Annotated in this window: 16 protein-coding genes; 8 read left to right on the forward strand and 8 right to left on the reverse strand. The window is 62.2% G+C overall.

The window, feature by feature from the left end:
* Positions 1 to 79: 79 nt before the first annotated feature.
* Complete coding sequence (locus AB4Z16_RS06285; RefSeq protein ID WP_441510472.1) at positions 80 to 1,363, reverse strand: glycosyltransferase family 4 protein; 1,284 nt, start codon at positions 1,361 to 1,363, stop codon at positions 80 to 82.
* Positions 1,364 to 1,483: 120 nt separating this feature from the next.
* Between AB4Z16_RS06285 and AB4Z16_RS06290 the strand changes: the two genes are divergently transcribed.
* Positions 1,484 to 2,242: a CDP-alcohol phosphatidyltransferase family protein gene (locus AB4Z16_RS06290; RefSeq protein WP_441510473.1), complete on the forward strand. Its 759-nt coding sequence runs from the start codon at positions 1,484 to 1,486 to the stop codon at positions 2,240 to 2,242.
* Positions 2,243 to 2,281: 39 nt separating this feature from the next.
* Here AB4Z16_RS06290 and AB4Z16_RS06295 read toward each other — a convergent pair whose 3' ends face one another.
* Complete coding sequence (locus AB4Z16_RS06295) at positions 2,282 to 3,970, reverse strand: WcbI family polysaccharide biosynthesis putative acetyltransferase (protein ID WP_441510474.1); 1,689 nt, start codon at positions 3,968 to 3,970, stop codon at positions 2,282 to 2,284.
* A gap of 335 nt (positions 3,971 to 4,305) precedes the next feature.
* Here AB4Z16_RS06295 and AB4Z16_RS06300 point away from each other — a divergent pair, with 335 nt between their 5' ends.
* The 4 genes from AB4Z16_RS06300 (at position 4,306) to AB4Z16_RS06315 (ending at position 8,313) form a co-directional block, all read left to right on the forward strand.
* On the forward strand, positions 4,306 to 6,087 hold the full coding sequence (locus AB4Z16_RS06300; protein ID WP_441510475.1) for a fatty acyl-AMP ligase: 1,782 nt from the start codon (positions 4,306 to 4,308) through the stop codon (positions 6,085 to 6,087).
* Between the two features lie 59 nt (positions 6,088 to 6,146).
* On the forward strand, positions 6,147 to 6,392 hold the full coding sequence (locus AB4Z16_RS06305; RefSeq protein ID WP_441510476.1) for an acyl carrier protein: 246 nt from the start codon (positions 6,147 to 6,149) through the stop codon (positions 6,390 to 6,392).
* A 157-nt stretch (positions 6,393 to 6,549) separates the two neighbouring features.
* The gene (locus AB4Z16_RS06310) at positions 6,550 to 7,446 is read left to right on the forward strand and encodes a metal-dependent hydrolase (protein ID WP_441510477.1); all 897 of its coding nucleotides are present in this window, start codon (positions 6,550 to 6,552) and stop codon (positions 7,444 to 7,446) included.
* A 12-nt stretch (positions 7,447 to 7,458) separates the two neighbouring features.
* A complete protein-coding gene (locus AB4Z16_RS06315; protein ID WP_441510478.1) occupies positions 7,459 to 8,313 on the forward strand; it encodes a class I SAM-dependent methyltransferase in 855 nt (284 codons plus the stop codon).
* 40 nt (positions 8,314 to 8,353) lie between these two features.
* Here the strand turns inward: AB4Z16_RS06315 and AB4Z16_RS06320 are convergent, their stop codons facing one another.
* The 6 genes from AB4Z16_RS06320 to AB4Z16_RS06345 all read right to left on the reverse strand — a co-directional run bounded on the left by AB4Z16_RS06320 (position 8,354) and on the right by AB4Z16_RS06345 (position 15,753).
* Positions 8,354 to 9,127, reverse strand: a complete 774-nt coding sequence (locus AB4Z16_RS06320; RefSeq protein ID WP_441510479.1) for a sterol desaturase family protein — start codon at positions 9,125 to 9,127, stop codon at positions 8,354 to 8,356.
* A 35-nt stretch (positions 9,128 to 9,162) separates the two neighbouring features.
* Positions 9,163 to 10,041, reverse strand: a complete 879-nt coding sequence (locus AB4Z16_RS06325) for an FkbM family methyltransferase (RefSeq protein ID WP_441510480.1) — start codon at positions 10,039 to 10,041, stop codon at positions 9,163 to 9,165.
* Positions 10,042 to 10,148: 107 nt separating this feature from the next.
* A complete protein-coding gene (gene cysC, locus AB4Z16_RS06330; protein ID WP_441510481.1) occupies positions 10,149 to 12,053 on the reverse strand; it encodes an adenylyl-sulfate kinase in 1,905 nt (634 codons plus the stop codon).
* A complete protein-coding gene (gene cysD / locus AB4Z16_RS06335; protein WP_441510482.1) occupies positions 12,050 to 12,943 on the reverse strand; it encodes a sulfate adenylyltransferase subunit CysD in 894 nt (297 codons plus the stop codon). Before cysD ends, cysC begins: the two co-directional genes overlap by 4 nt.
* Before the next feature lie 87 nt (positions 12,944 to 13,030).
* Positions 13,031 to 14,155, reverse strand: a complete 1,125-nt coding sequence (locus AB4Z16_RS06340; protein ID WP_441510483.1) for a polysaccharide biosynthesis/export family protein — start codon at positions 14,153 to 14,155, stop codon at positions 13,031 to 13,033.
* A gap of 341 nt (positions 14,156 to 14,496) precedes the next feature.
* Positions 14,497 to 15,753, reverse strand: coding sequence for a KpsE/RkpR family capsule polysaccharide export protein (locus AB4Z16_RS06345; protein ID WP_441510484.1), 1,257 nt, complete (start codon positions 15,751 to 15,753; stop codon positions 14,497 to 14,499).
* A 119-nt stretch (positions 15,754 to 15,872) separates the two neighbouring features.
* Here AB4Z16_RS06345 and AB4Z16_RS06350 point away from each other — a divergent pair, with 119 nt between their 5' ends.
* The 3 genes from AB4Z16_RS06350 to AB4Z16_RS06360 all read left to right on the forward strand — a co-directional run bounded on the left by AB4Z16_RS06350 (position 15,873) and on the right by AB4Z16_RS06360 (position 18,801).
* Positions 15,873 to 17,078: a KpsE/RkpR family capsule polysaccharide export protein gene (locus AB4Z16_RS06350; protein WP_441510485.1), complete on the forward strand. Its 1,206-nt coding sequence runs from the start codon at positions 15,873 to 15,875 to the stop codon at positions 17,076 to 17,078.
* Positions 17,079 to 17,142: 64 nt separating this feature from the next.
* Positions 17,143 to 17,787: an ABC transporter ATP-binding protein gene (locus AB4Z16_RS06355; RefSeq protein WP_441510486.1), complete on the forward strand. Its 645-nt coding sequence runs from the start codon at positions 17,143 to 17,145 to the stop codon at positions 17,785 to 17,787.
* A 42-nt stretch (positions 17,788 to 17,829) separates the two neighbouring features.
* A complete protein-coding gene (locus AB4Z16_RS06360; protein WP_441510487.1) occupies positions 17,830 to 18,801 on the forward strand; it encodes a hypothetical protein in 972 nt (323 codons plus the stop codon).
* Positions 18,802 to 18,852 lie beyond the last annotated feature (51 nt).

Raw genomic sequence — 18,852 nt, forward strand, 5'->3', positions numbered from 1 at the left:
TATATTACGGCAGAGTCATGCCGCCACACCCGATCTGCTGATAAGGGCCACCCGTGCAAAATACAATACGAGTTAAACTTTAGATCGCGCCACCGGCCTCGATCTTATGGACGAACTGTGAAAGCGACTCGAAGTAATCGGACCAGGTGAAACTGGCGTAGCCCGGCGAAGGAGCCAGGCGGCGCGGCTCGGCCGACAACAGCGACATGACGGCAGTCTCCCAGCCCAGGCCATCGATCGGATCGACGAAGACCGTTTCAGGATGCCCCACTTCACGATGTGCCGGGATGTCGGAGGCGATGACGGGCGTGCCGACCGCCGCTGCTTCGACAACAGGCAAGCCAAATCCCTCGATGAAGGACGGCATCAACAATGCGCGCGCACCGCTGATGACGCGCTTGAGCGCTGGCGTAGACAGGCCGTGGAGCACATGAATCTGCGCGCTTACATCACCTGAGCGCCGCAGCCGATCGAGAATCAGGTCGCCTTGCCAGCCCTTGGCTCCCGCGATCACGAGGTGGGGCGTATTCGGCCCGAGACGACGATGCAAGCGCTTCCAGACCTCCAAAAGCATTAGATGGTTTTTTCGTAGTTCTATCGCGCCGCAGACCACGAAATACGGGATGGAAGCGAGCGTCGGGTCTGGGTCAGGCGGGTGACGGAAGATCGACGGAACCGGCAAGGGCAGCGCGAGCGTAGGCAGCGCTTTGACGCCTCGGCGCTCCAACTCCACCGCGATCGCTTTCTGAGCAGCTCGGGTCGTGACGATCAGGCCCGCAGCGTAGCGCGCCGTTTGATCGACCATGACCGAATGCGCCTTGACCGCGCTCGGCGCTACGTATTCCGGCGTTTCAAGCGGGATGACATCGTGCAGCATGAAAAGAGGTCGGATATCCGGCCTCTTATTTAGCCAGCGAAGCAAGGCCGGTATGGCGAGGCCGACCTGGCCGACATTCACGTACACTGTGTTGTGCTTGAGCGTGCTCGCCGCATCGTCACCGAAGCCGATACCAGTTGCCTTGATGAGCGAGCTCATCCGGGCGGTCATGGTCAAGGGACCGCTCGACGGAAGGTACCACGACGATTTTCCGGCTTGCATCGTCGGCGCGAGCGACGTCCAGGCGCCGTCGACCGCCGGCAGCTTGTTCTCGGCCCACAATTCCTCCAATCGGGCCAGGCCGCGCAGGACGCGCTCACGCGGAAAAACACGTGTGCCCCAGGCCGTCGGAAGGATGGCGCAGCAATCGCCCTTCTCATGCTCGAAGAAATAGCGCGCATAGGCGAGATCGACCCGGTCAATGCCGCGCGGGGTCAGGGACAGCGGCCCCAAGAAGAGTCGCGTGGCGTCATAGGCGATCGGCACGGAGGAATCCTACAGGGCTGGCTGAGTTCGATTGCCGATCGTTACGGTCTCAAAATATGTCGCCCCGAGCGGGCCACGATCCGACCTTGTGATGAAATACGGTTTATTCGCCGACGATGCTTGAAACCGGCAGCGTACTCGGCAATAGCTAGCTCCACCATTCCATTCAACCAGCAAACGTCCGTGATACGCATCAATAACAGCCTTGTCGGCGCTGTCGAGCGGAAGGCGCTGGCTTGGCTCGTCAGGCGTGTGCCGGCGCGAATGACCCCGGATACTCTGACGGCTTTCGGCATCGTTGGCGCGGCTCTTACGCTGGTAGGTTATGTCCTCACCGCTTGGTCAGCCGGATTTTTGTGGCTGGCCTCGTTGGGCCTCGTATTTCACTGGCTCGGTGATTCGCTCGACGGCAATCTCGCGCGTTTCAGGAAGATTGAGCGGCCGAAATACGGATACTTCCTCGACCAGACGATCGATGTCATTGGCAACCTGCTGATCTGCTTGGGAATGGGGCTCTCGCCTTATGTGCGGATGGACATCGCCCTGTTGGCGCTCGCTGGCTACCACGCGCTGTCGATCTATTCGCTGGTCAAGGCCTGTGTATCAGGAGAGTTTCACATTTCCCTGGTCGGCTGGGGGCCGACCGAAATGCGTTTGCTCATCATCCTGATGAACACGACGATCTTCTTTTTCGGCGCGCCCGAATTCGTGTTCGCCGGCTTGTCCATGACGTGGTGCGACATCACCGTACTGCTGATGGCGGCCGGCTTCTTCGCGGCCTTCGTCCACCTGCTCGCGAGCTATGCGGCCGAACTCGCCCGCGAAGAACGCCGCAGTTATGACGAGGAGCCCCAGGGCCGCCGCCCGCGCGCCATCTGAAAGAACCGTCACCTTGGAAAGGTGCGAACGCGTGCCCGTTCAGCCGTAATAGGCGATGTATTTCCGGAAATAATCCTCCCAGGTCACCCATTGGCCGCGAACGAGGTATTTCCGCCTGGCATCGGCCCATCCGATCTGCAGTGCCGCCGCGACCCTCGGATGGATCGGGACCTGCAAACGACGCAGTGAATCCAGCGAGCCCGGCAGCCAGAAATGGAGCGAAAGCCCGAGTTCCTTCGCAACCTGCCGGACCAGCATCTTCATGATGCGGCCGTTGGGATGAGCGGTCGTATAGAAGGTTTGCCTGGTCCTGAAATTCTCGAGGATGTAGGCGCCGATTCCTGCCTCGAACTTCCGGTCCATGTCCTCGAGGCGAGCCTGTTCGAAACGATGCAGGCGATTAAAGTCGATGAGCCGATCGACCTCGAGCGTCTCATACGCTTTGAACCGTCGCTCGTGATCGGGAATCTCTCGCCGCAGGCGTGCCAGCAAGCCGTCGAAATAGGTGAACTCGAAATTCGGGAAGTCCCGATTGCGGGCCAGCTTGTCGTCCGGCCCGTTGAATGCGTCGAACGGCCAGGGTGAGGCAAAACGAACGCAAGGATAACGCAGCGTCGGCAGGTCGCTCGGCACATGGGCGCGCAGCGGATACCGATCCCATTCCCGGATGTCCTGGACGAGGAGCATATCGCACTCCTCCAGATCCCGCTTGCCCTGCTCGTGCAGATTCGCCGGAAGCTCCATGTAGTGGTGCTTGACCGAAAAATGCCGCGAGAAGCCTGAATGGTAGCGAAGCGCCTCGGCCAGCAGATTGCCCTGACAGTTCCCGAAGATCACGATCTGCTTTTTGACCGACGTGGCGGCCGCCGCTCTCCCCCGTGCCGGCAAAATCGATGGCGCTACTTCCGTGGATAGCCTGCGCAGATCGAGCGAGCGGAGGACGACATCCGCATTGCGGAAGTGGCGCAGCCGGATATCGATCGTGCGCGGCACGCCGACATCGAGGCTCAGATCTTTTGGAACAGCGAATTCGAACGAGACGCGCCCCGTTGCCAGCTCGTCCGCCCGGAACCGGGCGCGCCCCAAAACAATGCCGTCCCGCGTCTCGACAGCGATTTCGAGCGCCGCCTCCAACGCGCTCCGCATGCGCTTGAGCTCGCAGATGACATCGGCGCGATAGGTCCCGGCCGGAAGCCGCAGAACGCCCGAGCTGCGGCCCAGTTTCAGGCGTGTGATCGAAAGGGGCGTCAGACGCACCGCGCCGGGGATGGGGAGAGTCCGCAACCGGCCGAGCAATCGCCACGGCGCGAGCACGCACGGTGATTCAGTCAGCGGCACGGCGGAGGCTTCGCGATGCAGCGTGACCGAAGCCATGGTCAAAAACGCATTGCCGAAATGAGTGAAGCGGAACTCGAAAGGGGCATCGGCGCCGCTCTCTATGCTCAACTCCCGCGGCACTTCGAAGATCAAACTCAGCTCGCCACTGCGAAGCTCGCCCGCCGTGTAGTCGCGCCAAGCGCGCAGCATCCGATTCTGCGCGATGATTTCGAGGCCCATGACGGGATGCTCGCCCTGTAGCGGCATGCGCACCCGGCACCGAAACGAGATGCGGTACCGCCCCTCTTCTAAGCGCAGGAAAGGACCGTAAAGGAAGGCCTGCGCGGGGACCAGGAGGACGACCGACACGGTGCCGTCGGCCCAGCGCCTCGCCGGCTCGCGCACCTCCATCAGGGACAGGAGCGGCCGCGAATCACCGTCATGGGGCGCTGGCGCCGCTTGCTGCGTCGTCCTGGCGTGAGCGAGGGTATCCATACTCGGTTCCACCGGATCCGATCCGGCTCTCGTGCCGCGATAGCGAACGTTTCACGGAGCAGCCCAAGCCGCCGACGATCGAGCCATGCTCTAGCACTCTTCGCGCAAGCACGCAGCCGGCGCCTCCAAGCTTTTCGAGGTTGATCTCGCCGAAGGGCCACTCCATAGAAGCACCATGGCGCTCTTCGCCTCGTTCGCGGTGTAAAAGAGGCTTATTGGGCGCTATCACGCTCTTAGATTGATAACGACTCTTGTTCCGTAAACTGATTGCGATGAGCCATTTCTCGTCTTTGGCAGAGGTCTTGCAGCATCAGGCCGCGACACGGCCCGAGATTGCTGCCGTGACTGTCTACTCCGATCGCCCCGGCGATCGGCCAAGACTGACCTTTGCCGAGCTCTGCGCCCAAGCATCGCATCTCGCACAGCAACTCGCAGCCGAAACGACGCCCGGCGACCGCGCTTTGCTCATTTTTCCATCTTGCCTGGAATTCGTCGTCGCCTACTTCGCCTGCCTGATGGCCGGCGTGGTTGCCGTCCCGATGATGCCACCGCGTCGCAACGCGAACCACGATGCCAGCGCAGCCATCATCGCCGACTGCGCGCCGCGGCTGGCGCTGAGCCCAGCGTCCGATCCCGATCCGCGCGGGCTGCTGCGCCAGCGCCTGGCCGAACGGGGCATTCGCCACCTGCTTGTCGAGCTGGCACCCGAGCCTGCGCCGATCTGCGCCCTGCGACGTCACCCGACGAACCTTGCCTTCCTGCAATATACGTCAGGCTCCACCTCGTCGCCGAAGGGGGTGATGGTCAGCCACCGCAACCTGCTCGACAATCTGGCGATGATGCAGTCGCGTCTGGGCAACCATGTGGACTCGGCCCATGTCAGCTGGATTCCGCTCTATCACGACCTCGGCCTGATCATGAACCTGCTGCAGCCGATCTATCTCGGCGCGCCCTGCGTTCTCATGACGCCGTCGGGCTTCATGCACCGCCCACTGAACTGGCTCAGGGCGATCCACGACCACCGCGCCGAGGTTGCCGCGGCTCCCAATTTCGCTTTCGATCTGTGCGTCGACCGGTTCCGGCCGGAGCTGATGGAAGGCGTCGATCTCAGCGGCTGGAAGATCGCCCTCAACGGCGCCGAGCCGGTGCGCGCCGCGACGCTGGAACGATTCGGCGCGACCTTCGCCGCCTATGGCTTCAAGGCGGAAGCGATGCGTCCGGCCTACGGCCTCGCGGAGGCGACCTTGCTGGTGACCGCCGCCAAAAGAGGTGCCCTTCCACGCATACGTCAGGTGAGCGCGAAGGCTCTTAAAACCGCGCACATCGCGCCCCCCGAAAATGCCGAAGACAGCTGCCCGATTGTCAGCTGCGGTTCGCCTATGGACGGCTTATCCGTCCTTATCGTCGATCCGGCCACGCTACGTCCGTTACAGCCCGGCGAAATCGGCGAGATCTGGATCCAGGCTTCGAGTGTGGCCGACGGCTATTGGCAGCGCCCCGAAGACAGCGAGCGCGTGTTTCGCGCGCTTCCGCGGGTGCCTGAAGACAAGCCCCCCGGCCAAGCCGGCGCCTGGCTGCGAACCGGGGACCTCGGGCATCTCGACGAGGACGGCGAGCTCTACGTTGTCGGCCGAATCAAGGACGTCATGATCGTCCGGGGCGTCAACCATTACCCTCAGGACATCGAGGCCACGGTTGCCGCCAGCCACCCTTCCCTGCGGCGGGATCATGGGGCAGCCTTCACCGTAACGGACGAACAGAACGTCGAGCGCATCGTCGTCGTCCAGGAAGTCGAGCGCAGCCAGCGCCATGCCGTCTCGGAGCCGGAGGTGTTTGCAGCGGTTCAATCGGCCGTGGTGAACAATCACGAGGTGGCCCTGCACAAGATCGTGCTGATCCGAACCGGCTCGCTGCCGAAGACGACGAGCGGCAAGGTTCAGCGCGGCTTGACCAAGCGACGCTGGCTCGAAGGAACGCTCGAGCCATGGAATCTTCCGGAGCCGGTTGAGGATCGCACTATCGTCTCCGCTTGACGGCCAAGGGCCGCCGCTGCATTCGGGGCGCGGACCCACGATCAACGCGACGGATCGCCATGCCGCCAGCTTCCGACATCGAACGCTTCTGCAAAGCCGGTCTTGGGGCCATGCTCGATCGCGACGGGGCCGGGATCGAATCCTCGGCGACCTTCGCGAGCTTGGGCCTTGACTCCGCCGCCGCTGTGCATTTCGTTCTGGAAGTGGAGCAAGAATACGGCGTGGAGCTCTATCCTGGTGTGACGCAAGATTATCCGACGATCGCTCAATTCGCGGAGTATCTTGGCACTTTGAAGTCAATCTAAATTATGACCAGCCCAGAGCCTTCCAGCCTCGGCGGCTCAAGATGTACTTGTCTTTTCTTTGAGGCCGGTCTCGACGGCGCGGAGCATTGGCGATAATAGACCCTCTGCCGATAAACCGACGCGGCAAGACAAGCATTCTTGGGATGGGCGAGCCCTGATGGCACACGCTTCGAACGCTGCCGGCGGCCAGCACATGGGGAATGCGGACGACATCATTCCGCGCGACATCCGCTTCGGAATTCTGGAGAACGCCCAGCGGCACTGGCTGGAAGACGACATTATCAAGACGGTGCTGATCGACGGCCTGTCGATCTTCCTGCCTGAGGGCGAGCGCTTCTTCATTCGCTCGCTGAAGCACTACGGCCCCAAGCTTCAGGATCGCGAACTCGCCGCCGAGATCAACGGCTATTCCGTGCAGGAAGCTTACCACACGCGCGAGCACGAGGAATACAACCGCGCCATGACGAAGCTCGGCTACGATGTCGAGAAGATGGAAAAGCCGATCCGCCAGGGCTTCGAGATCGTCAAGAATCCGCTGCATCGGCTGTCAATTACCTGCGCCATCGAGCACATGACCGCGACGCTGTCGACACTGACGCTGCGCCATCCCGAACTGATGGACAAGGCCGCGCCGGCCTATCGACGCCTGTGGATGTGGCACGCGCTCGAAGAACTGGAGCACAAGGCCGTCGCGCTCGACGTGCTCAAGGCCGCGACGCCGGGGATGTCGGGCTGGCGGCGCTATATGGTCCGCGTCCTCGGAATGAACGGGACGCTCTTCCCCTTCCTCGTCCTCTTCCTTCGCAATGTCCCGATTTATGCCAAGGCGGACGGGGTCAAGACTGGCTTGCGCTTCTGGCTGCGCTTCTTCTGGGTGACGATGATCAATCCCGGCTATTGGCGGCGCTGCCTGCCGAATGTGCTGCGCTACTACCTGCCGGGTTTTGACCCGCGCAACAGCGACGATCAGGAGTTGATGCGCAAGGGAAGGGACTGGCTGGCAGCCAATCTCCCGCCGCCGCCCGGCGCCACCGCCTCCAAACCGAGCACCTGAGGCACCGCGCCCATGGCGAGCCCTGCTTTCTCCGGTCTGCTTGAAGCCATCGATAGGGGCGCTTTTCCCAGGACACGCAAGTTGCTGTGGCGCATGCTCTACAACATGCTGTCGCGGCGATGGCGCGACGACGACTGGCGGTTCATGAACTACGGCTTCCTGCCGTCAGGTTCCGCCTTTCCGCTCGGCCAGGACGACGAAGCCGACCGCCCCTTCATCGGGCTCTACGCACAAGCTGTCGACGGGTTGCCGCTGGACGGCGCACATGTTCTCGAAATTGGCTCCGGCCGTGGCGGCGGCGCGCGGTATGTCGCGCGCTATCACGCACCTGCTTCGGTCACGGGGATCGACTACTCGCCCGCGACCGTGCAGCTGGCGCGCCGCCTGAACGGAGACGTCGCCAATCTGACCTTCGAGGTCGGCGATTCGGAGAAGCTGCCTTTCGCCGATGCCTCGATAGACGTCGTGGTCAATATCGAGTCGTCGCATTGCTACGGCGACGTGGCGGCCTTTGCGCGGGAGGTCGAGCGTGTGCTGGCGCCTGGCGGCTGGTTCACATTCGCCGACATGCGCGGAAAGACCGCCCTCGCCCAACTGCGGCAGCAACTGGCGGTGCCGGGGCTCACGCTGCGCAGCGAAACAGACCTATCGAAGGGCGTGATCGCCGCTCTCGACGCCGCGGAGCTGCGCAAGCGTACGCGGATTGCCAAGATTCGTTTCATGCGCGGCTTTGTCGCGGAATTCGCCGGTGCACAGGGTTCTGTACTCTATCGGGAGCTGAGCGAGGGCGGCGTCGTCTACATCGCGCAACGCTACCAGAAGAATGGCTCTGCCATCTCTGGGTCTTCGGCCCAGGCTATGGGGTAACGTATGGGGCTCCGCAGCGCGACCTGAAGCGAAGTCGAACTCAGCGGGATTTCGAAGAGCGGGGCTCAGCGGTCTCCGATCCTTGCTCCGAACCCTCGAAGCTCTTCAACGTGTCGTCGTAGCGCGGATGCAACGTTCCCATCAGGCGATCCCAGAACGAGAAGGTGTGTCCGTAGTTGAACCTGAACGTGCCGTGATGCTGGTCGTGAAACACGGTGCTGGCAAGCGGCCATGGCGTGCGGCCAGCCGGAGAGGCGAAATGCTCGAAGCCGGCATGGCCCAGCATCCCGCTCACCTGATCGTAGATCTTCTGCAGCACCAGCATCTGCCACGGGATAGGCAGGATGAAGACGATGATCGCGTAGTAGGCCTGGTTGAGGAGCGCTTCGGCGAAGCTCTCGTGATGGTTGCTCCAGACGGTCGGCGCCACGCTCTTATGATGAAGTGCGTGAAAGCGATAAAAGGCCCGGCTGTGTAGCAGCCGATGAACCCAATAGAACCATGCGTCATAAAGAATGACCGACACCAGCAGTGTCAAAGGTCCCGACCACCAAGTGAGGTCCAGTGGCACAAGTGACCAGCCTTGCCGCTGCGCGAAGAGACCGAATGCGAAACACGCCGACAAGGTGAGGATCGAAATCGGAGCCTGCCGCAATTCCTTCCATTTGCGGCGGTTGACCCGGTTCTTCTGAATGCGGCGTTCGGGATGCCGGGCATTCATGACCTCGAAGAAGAGGCCCGTCAGCAGCATCACCAGAACGACGGCGCCCGCCACGAGACCAAGAAGGTATAGAAAGTCGATCAGGAGCGTCACAATCCAACCAATCTTCGAGCCTCGGTCTCTCCGGGTTACGGATGCGCCTGTATCGCTGCGTCCCCATCGAGATAAAGCAAGCGATCCTCATGGTTGGTGGGGTCGAGCAGGCTTTCGTCCGAAACCGGAACAACTTCCGCATCGTAGCCGAGGCATTGGAGCACGGGATAGGGCCCGCGCAACAACGCCAGCAAGGCTTGTGGATCGCGGCAGCGCCCTGGGTTGAACTCAAGCACGATGCGCGGCCGCCAGCGCGCGATGGTCTGCCCCAGCCCGACGACGATGTCCTCCTCCGCCCCTTCGGCATCGATCTTGAGGAAATCGACACGCGGAAACTCGCCCAGCAACGCGTCGAGGCTGCGGATGGGGACGGCGACCAGCGCGGCATCATCATGCGCGGCGGCGTCACCAACGAGCATCGCGTTCTTTGGCTCGCCCGCGGGCACGAAAAGGCGCCCTTCTCCCTCGTTCGCGCCGGCAGCGGCAGCCATGACGGTGCTGCGGCCGGCAAAACCGTTGAGCTCAAGGGTTCGCCGGAGCATCTCGACGACCGGCGGATTCGGCTCCACCGCCATCAAGCGACCCGTGGGGCCGACGAGATCGCTCATGAGCAGCGAATAATAGCCGAAATTCGCGCCAACATCGGCGACGTGCATTCCAGGCTCGACTAGACGGGCGATGAATTGCGTCAGCCACATCTCCCAATAGCCGTCGAGCATCACATGCGCAGCAAAGCCTCGATCGCGCGTATCGAGAAACGCCTTGTATCGCCCCAAAATGCGCGAGAGGACGACATGTTCGCCGAGATAGGCGGTTTGCGTCGCCGCACGGCAGAGGCATTCAGTGTGATAACGATCCGGTCCCCGCAGTTCGTCCAGGGAAAGGATGCTCCCGGGAACGATCGGCTTCGGCATTGGCAGATCGACCGGGAGCGGCATCTTCTTGTTCCTGATCAACCTGTCTGCTCCAACCGCCATCCCGACGCGCGCCCACCAATTCGCCGGCTTGACCGTGCTGCCCACTAGGTAGCGATACCCCGTTCAACCAACAAGCGCACGACACGGTCGGCGAGCTCGTCGGCCTCATACCGACTGCTGTCGAGAACGAGATCCGGCGCGGCAGGACGCTCGTAACTTGAGCTTATGCCAGTGAAGTTGCGAATCTCGCCACGGCGCGCCTTGGCATAGAGCCCCTTCGGGTCGCGATGCTCACAGATCTCGATAGGAGCATCGACGAAGAGTTCGAGGAAGGGAGTTCCTTCAAGACGCTCGCGAACCATCGCCCGGTCGGCAGCAAAGGGCGAGATAAAGCTGCACAGCACGATCAGGCCTGCATCGACCATCAGCCTGGCAACCTCCGCGACGCGCCGTAGGTTTTCGACGCGATCCCCTTCGGTAAAGCCCAGATCTCGATTCAACCCAAGCCGAATATTATCGCCATCCAGCAGGATCGTTAGCTTGCGCCTGGCGTGCAGCTTGCGTTCGAGAGCATCGGCGATGGTCGATTTGCCGGCCCCGGACAGTCCCGTAAACCACAGAACCGCGCCCTTCTGGTCAAGCAGCTCCTCGCGCGCTCGGCGATCGACCGTCAACTTCTGCGCGAACAGGTTACTCCCGCGATCAAGGGCGTTCCGGACCATGCCGGCGGCGACCGTCTCGCCGGTCACCCGGTCGATCAGCAGAAAGCTGCCGGTGGCGCGGCAATGCTCGTAGCTATCGAAAGCGATCAATCCAGGCGTCGCAAGGTGGCAGATCGCGATCTCATCGCGCGTGACTTCGGTTGCCGCCACCCGCAGCCCGCTGACGATGTCGAGCTTACCTCTGATCGCTGTCACAGTGACCGGGCTGGTGTAAGTCCCAAGACGCAGCTCGTAGTCGCGGCCGGCGAACAAAGGCCGCTCGCCAAACCAGATCACCTGCGCTGAAAAATGATTGGAGCAGGCGGGAGCATCGGCATCCGTATGCAGCAGATCGCCGCGCCCGAGATCGGTTTCCGGGGTCAACGTGACGGCCACGGCAGCCCCGGGGCCAGCCTGGTCAACCGGCCCTTCTACTCCCACCAATCGTTCTACAACGGCTTCGGCCCCACCGACTGCAACCCGGACCCGCTCGCGCAGCGACAGCGTCCCGGTTGCGATCGTGCCCATATAGAGGCGCACGCCCTCCGACGTGCGGCTGACACCCTGGATCGGCAGGCGCAAGCCGATACTGCTGTCAGCCTGCGCGATTTCGACGCGTTCGAGATGCTCCAGGAGCGTGGCTCCTGCGTACCAAGCCAAAGATCGGCTCGCGACGACGACGTTGTCGCCGCGGCGAGCGGATATCGGGATCGCGACGACATCAAGTTTCAACTGCGCGGCGACCGGCGCGAACGTTTCGTAGATCCGACGAAAATGCTCTTGTGAGAACCCGACAGCGTCCATCTTGTTCACGGCGAGAACCACGTGCCGGATGCCGAGAATGCTGCAGATGGCGGCATGCCGGAAAGTCTGCTGCTGCAGCCCGCGTATGGCATCGACCAGAATGATGCCAACCTCGCATTGCGAAGCCCCGGTGGCCATGTTGGCGGTGTACTGCTCGTGTCCCGGCGTATCGGCGATGATGAAATCCCGGCGCGCCGTCGACATGTAGCGATAGGCAACGTCGATTGTGATGTTGCGCTCGCGCTCGGCCTCGAGCCCGTCCGTCAACAGGGAATAGTCGATTTCACCGTTGCTCGTCCCGTAGCGCCGCGAATCCGCAGCAAGCGCCACTAGTTGGTCCTCGGGGACGGCCCCTGCTTCAAAAAGCAGACGCCCAAGGAGGGTCGACTTGCCGTCGTCCACTGCACCGCATGTCAGGATGCGCAAAGCCGGCGGACGTTCACAGGGCCTTGCCGCTTCAGGCGAGCCGAACACCGCCTGATAGGCTGCAGAAATGGGATTCAAAAATAGCCCTCCCGCTTCTTCGCCTCCATCGATGCAGCGCCGGCACCATCGATCAGCCGCCCATGCCGCTCGGAGGTGCTGGTCGCTGCGAGCTCAGCCACGACCTCCGCGACCGTCGCGGCCTCGGACTCCACTGCCCCGCAGAGGGGATAGCAACCTAGCGACCGGAAGCGCACCGATCGTAATTCGGCTGTCTCGCCGGATTGAAACGGAAAGCGGTCGTCATCGACGACGATCAGGGCTTCGCCACGCAGCACAACCGGCCGGGGCCTCGCAAGATAGAGCGGAACGATCGGAATGCCCTCGGCGAGCGTGTAGCGCCAGACGTCGCGCTCGCTCCAGTTCGACAACGGAAAGACGCGCATCGTCTCCCCAGCGCGCAGATGCGGGTTCGCGAGCCGCCAAAATTCCGGCCGTTGGCTGCGCGGCTCCCAACCATGCTGGGGGCTGCGCAAGGAAAACATGCGCTCCTTTGCGCGGCTCTTCTCTTCATCCCGCCGTGCCCCGCCGATCGCGACGTCGAAGCCGCCAAGCTCCAGCGCCTGCTTGAGCGCGTCGGTTTTCATGATCCGGGTATACGTGTTGGCGTCGGCGGTGAACGGCGTGATCCTGCGCGCCAGCCCTTCCTGATTGGAATGCACCCGCAGATCAAAACCCAGCGCACGCGCCAGCCGATCACGAAACGCGATCATTTCGCGGAATTTCCACGTCGTGTCGATGTGCAGGAGTGGGAATGGTGGCTTCGCCGGCCAGAACGCCTTAGCCGCCAAATGGGCGAGGACCGTCGAATCCTTGCCAATCGAATAGAGCATGACAGGACGCCGAAACAGCGCAGCGGTTTCCCTCAGCAGGAAGATCGCCTCCTCCTCCAGCCTCCTGAGATGACTCACGTTTCGCTTCGCCCAGTCGCTGCGTTGCCGATATCCGGCAACGCCAATCCACGATTTCGCTGCATCACGGGCCGCCAGGCCCCCTGTTTACTTGAACCCGGCGGCGATGCTGGCGCCCTGCACCACGGGCGACGTCAGGCTCTGGAAGATGGAGAGAGCCTTTTGCACGTCCGTCAGAGACGCGTTGGAAACATAGAGTATGTCGCCTCGCTGCATGCGCAGGCCTTGCGCCACAAACAGACCGCTGGGATCGCGCAGGTTTACGCGATAAATCACCGGGACCGAGCGACCGTAGCCAAGAAGGGGGCTGTCCGGCTTGATCCGCCGCAGGACGTCGGACGATTCGAACCGGTACAGGAACACGCCTTCCGGATCCGCTCGGAAGTCCAACAAGCCGCCTGCCTTGGCCATTGCCTGCGCCAGGTTCATGGCGTCGGCGTCGAAGGGGATCTCCGCATTGCGGCCGGTTGCACCGGCCGCAATAAAGGTTCGCGGGTTGCGCACGAGCGTCAGCGTATCGCCACCGCGCAGATAGATGTTCTCGCGAGGGTTGTTGACGATCGCGATCATTGGCACGGCAAGGGTTCGCGAGCCACGCGTCAACCGGACTTCCGTTTCGTTGACAGGCGCGCGGATGCCTCCCGCAGCGGCGATGACTTCGAGGACACGATCGCCTTTGTTGGACAAGGGAATGCGTCCACCCGATGCAACTTCTCCCGTGACTGCAACCGTGCTGCTGACCGAGCGGCTGATCGTCACCAAAATCTGGGGCTGGATCGCCTTACCTGCGAGCCGCTCCTCGATGGTGGCCTGAACCTCGGCGGCTGTTTTGCCGGCTACGCCAATGCGCCCGGCATAGGGAACCGATATCGTGCCATCACGAGCGACGGCTTGCTCGGGGATCGTCGCGGTCCGAGAACCAGGCGTGAAGCGATCCGTCGTAAGCGGCGCGGAAAAGAGGCCGCCGGCGCCAGCCTCCCAAATCGTCACAGCAACAAAATCGCCGATCCCGATCCGCGATTCGACCGCGCCGCTGCGATCCCCAAAGCTGCCGCTGAAGCTATCGACAGCGCGCGCGTTGAGGACCGAGAGCGACGCCGGGGCCAAATCAATCAGCTCGAAGCCGAAATTCGCGTTATCCCCGGGCTGAGCAACAATATCGGCAGTGGATGGACCACTCGCGGGAAGACTGGAACAGCCCGCCAAAGCCATGACGGACAGAATCGCTACTAGGCCAACCCGCACTGATCCCATCTCCTAAGCCACTCGGCGACTACCATTGATCAGCCCGTTTGGAAACGAAGCCGAGGCGTCACAGGTATATTCCCTCGCCCAGTGTGGCCTCTGCGCATCGCTGATCAGTTACGAAAACCGCGGCATTAGCGAATATGATTACTAAAATACCAAATAGTGAACCTGGGCTGGGACCTCGAATTGCCCGAGCAGAATTGCCTCGCCCCCCATTGAACGGATACACTTTCAGCCTGAGCGGAGCCACTTGGCGATTCCGCTCCTGCCCAAACGTTCCCGCCGCTAAAGGCCTTCTAACGGCGTCACTTAACCTTGATGCTATGCTCGCGCACGCCGGCGAGGAGGAGCCATCCGACGAAGAAGAGCATCAGGCTACCGGCAAAGGCCAGGAGCACGCTGCGCAAACGCCGAGGCTGCTCGGCATAGTCAGCGACATGCGGTTCCACCACGCGTTCGAGATAGAGCTGCTGGCGACGCGCTTCATTGCGAGCCACCTCCAGACCGGTGACGGCGGAGGCCAAGGCCTTGACGGCGAATTCACGCTGCAGGGTCAGCCGCTCATAACCAGCGATCTTTTCGGCCAAGCCGTCGGAAGCATTCGAGACCCGCTGACGCTCAAGGGTGATCTGGCCTTCGAGAGCCGCGATGCGTCGCTGCAAACCGGGAATCTGCGGGGAGCTCGGCGAGGAGGCCTGAACCTCCCGAAGCTGCGCCGTCACGACCGCAAGTTCGGCGGAGAGGCGCCCGATAAGTTCCGCCACGATCAACGAACTCTTCGACGGATCGAGCATCAATTCGCGGTTTCGGAATTCGGTGATCGCGATCTGGGTCTCGACCAGCCGCTCTTCGCCACGTTTCACTTCTGCCTCGGCGAAGCGGATGGCGTCGGCGCGAATCCGTTCGTTCATGCGATTCACCAGCGTCTCACCCAGCTCGAGCAGGTTTCGGTTGATCGCGAGGGCGTCCTCCGGCCGGAAGGTATCAACCTTCAACGTCGTCAGGCCGGTGGACGCACCGTGAACGACGCTGACGCGCGACTTGTAATATTGATAAAGCTCTTCCTCGGTCGAACCATAAATCGGGTTCGGATAGCGAGCGATGAAATCCGCGCCTGAGCGATTGAACATCTCGCGCAGTGGCAAGCGCTGCGACAGCGCAGTGACCGCATCGCGCGACAGCAGATACTCCTGCACGGAATAGCTGTCGTCCTGCGAGCGCGAAATACCGACGATCTGCAGCAAGCCCCCGAGCCCCCCAGACAGGGGTGACTTCGCAGAGCGAACGACGAAAGTGGACTCAGACATAAATCGATCGGAGGCGACAAGGCCGAAATAGAGCGCTGAAATCGCCGTCGGCAGCACCACGACGAGCAGGAACGCGACTTTGCTCCAGCTCAGGCGCGGCGCGGCGGGATAACGGCGTATCCGTGCGCCGGCCACCGCGCCATTCCCGTCCGCTGCGCCTGACATGGGCAGGCCGAATCGCTTGGCCGCGAGCGGTCGCGCCGCATGCGCGATCGGCCGCAGCCGCCGGGAGATCTTCTCGAAGCGTTGCCTCATCTCGACATCGTATCGCCTTGGCAAAGCCGCACAATACTGCGGCCGAAAGCATCAGTTCGGCATTCCTATCCAGAAGTCCGCCTGCTATCTAGCATTCTTCGCACAGAGATCAGAAGACGATGTCACAAGGCGTCACGCCGGATCAGGTCACGGAGTATGTCGAACTCGTACCGCTTCGGGCGGAGGAGCTCGATCTGCACGTGCCTGTCGCAAGCAATCATCCCGATTGGCTGATCTGGCTGCGCCGCCACGCCCTGCTCCTCATCACCTTCGTTCTGCCCAGTGTCGTGGCCGTGCTGTACTATGGGCTGGTTGCCGCCGACCGATACACATCGGAGGCGCAATTCGTCGTTCGAAGCCCCAGCCGAACCGGGATCGACCAGCTCACGAGCGCGATCCCGACGACCACCGGAACCGAGCGCGCTTCGGACGAGGCCAGTGCCGTCCACCAGTTCGTCCGCTCGCGCGATGCCGTAGAGTTGCTCGTGCGAGAGGCTGACCTGCGGGCCATTCTGTCGCGGCCCGAGAGCGATCCCGTCTGGCGCTTCCCCGGCTGGTTCTCAAAAGATCTGCGCGAAAAGCTGTTCGATCGCTATCTCGACTTCGTTTCGATCAAGCAGGACAGCGGGACTGGCATAAGTACGCTCACGGTGCAGAGCTTCCGACCGGAGGATTCGGTCAAGATCGCCCAAACCCTGCTTGAGGGCTCCGAGGCTCTGATCAATCGACTGAACGAACGCGCCCGCCGCGACACCATCCGGGCGGCGGAAGCCGAAGTCGAGTCCGCGAAGTCGCGCGCGTTCCAACGGCGGGAGGAGCTCACAGTCTTCCGGACCCGTGCCGGCACGGTCGATCCCGCCAAATCCTCGCAAAACCTGCTGGAAACGATCGGCAAACTATCTTTCGAAGCCGCGCAGGCCAACGCTCAACTCGCCGAGGCGCTGCGGAATTCGCCGCAGGGACCGCAGGTTACGAATCTGCGCAACCGAATACAGTCAGTCGAGCAGCAAATTGTCGAAGAGAAACGCCAGATCGGCGGTTCGGCACAGGCGCTGGCGCCCGTTATCGCTGATTACGAGCGCCTCGTTTTGGAGCGCGAGTTTGCCGACCGGGCGCTCGCCTCGGCCCTTGCTTCCCTTGAGAATGCGCGCATCGAGTCCCAGCGGCAGCAGCTTTACCTCGAGCGCGTCGTCGAACCGCATGCAGCCGACTACCCGAGCCAGCCGAAGCGCCTGCTCTGGATCGGCATCGTCGTGGCGTTGAGCTTTTCGGTATACTCGATCTGCCGTTCGCTGATCGAAAACATCCGCGGGCATGAGCCCTGACATGAACGCTTTTCACGCAGGCCAGGCTCGGCCCGACGTCTCAGCCGCCCGACCGGAGCGCGCCGTGCGCGCCGACGATGTGATCAAGGAATTCCATACTGAACATGGCCCACGCCGTGTCCTGGACGGGATCTCGTTCAGCATCGGCATCGGTGAGCGCATGGCCATTCTCGGCCGCAACGGCGCTGGAAAATCGACGCTAATCAAAATCCTGGCCGGTGTGGAGCGGCCGACCTATGGGAAGGTCCATCGAGGCCTGAACATGTCCTGGCCCCTGGCTCTCGGCGGTGGCTTCGAAGGGCAGATGACCGGCTACGACACGTGCCGGTTCATCTCGACGCTTTACGGCGCGCCGCTCAAAGAGACCGTCGAGTATGTTGCGGATTTCACCGAGTTGGGGAGCCAGCTCTTCACCCAGGTTCGCTTCTATTCGGACGGCATGCGCGCGCGCCTGGCCTTCGCGCTGTCCCTGGCAATCGACTTCGAATGCTACCTCATCGACGAGGTCATCCTGGTTGGCGACAGGCGCTTCCAGCAGCGTTGCCATGACGAGCTTCTGGTCAAGCGCAAGGACCGGGCGATGCTGATGGCGATCCATTCGATGGAGTTCGCCAAGGAATTCTGCAGCTCGGCTTTGGTCCTCAAGCAAGGCCGCGGGCGCGTTTTCTATGATCTTGATCTGGCGTGCTCGATTTATGCGACATTGTGAGCGAGGCAGGGCGGCGTTCTGTCGTGTAGTGATCTTTCCGGCATGTTGATCGTCGTCCTAGGCATACCAAGCGCCTTTGCCTCTTGGGGGGTTGAGGTGGTCCGCTCTCTCGCGCAATCTGCCCATCCTGATCTGCAGATGCGCTGGATCGATCGGGCTGACTCTTTTGATCCCGATAACGCCACGCCGTTGCTCATCTGCTCGCAATTTCCGTCGCGGTCCTTGCGGCAGGCATTGCCGATGCATCAGGCTCCCATGATCGTCTTCACCACAACCGGCATCGACGCAGTCGCCCACCAGCGCCAGTTCCAGCCGGGGCTGATCGAGGCTGTGCGGACGATCGGCGCGAGCGTCGCATTGATTGGAGATTGCCGGCCGCAAAAACGGGCCCTGCTTCTCGATGCGACCACTGCGCCATCGGAAGGGATCATGATCCAAGCCATCGCGCACCATATCGGCTGCGGTATCGCGGCCGATGCCGTCGACGCGGTACTGGCGTCCGTCGGACCGATGCCTCAGCAGACGGCATCCACCTTCACGGAAGCGGAAGAAGGCATCGTCACGCTCGTCCTCGAGAACGGCATCGCGCATCTGCGCGACGCTGGCGTCCCGCTCAGATCGATCTGGCCCCATCGCGTCTTCTTTTCAGGGGATCGCCCGAACGAAGAGGCCCCGCTCGTCATGGATGCCACGGGCGGGTCGCGTGTCTTGTACTATGGGCCGTACTTTCATCTCGCCGAAGGGCGCTGGCGAGCCAAGCTGACGCTCGGCTTCACCAAGGAAGCTGTCGGGTTGCCGCTCAAAATGGCAGCCTTTGGACCGGGCTTGCTGGGCGAGGCACGGCTGCGGCCACGGCAGGAAGGCATTTTCGCGGCCCAGTTCAGCTTCCTCGTCAGCGAGCCGGAAAATCCGGTGGAGTTCCATGTCCGGACCGAGGAAGGCGCCATCGAAGGACGCATTGCGCTCGGCCAGGTGGAACTCAGCCATCTCGGCCATGCGCAGCAGGCTTCGTGAGCGCCGGCAACGCTCCGAAAGAAGGGACCATGCATCACGATCGGATCGACC

The sequence above is a fragment of the Allobosea sp. TAF32 genome (genome assembly GCF_052113585.1).
In the GTDB taxonomy this organism is placed as follows: Bacteria; Pseudomonadota; Alphaproteobacteria; order Rhizobiales; family Beijerinckiaceae; genus Allobosea.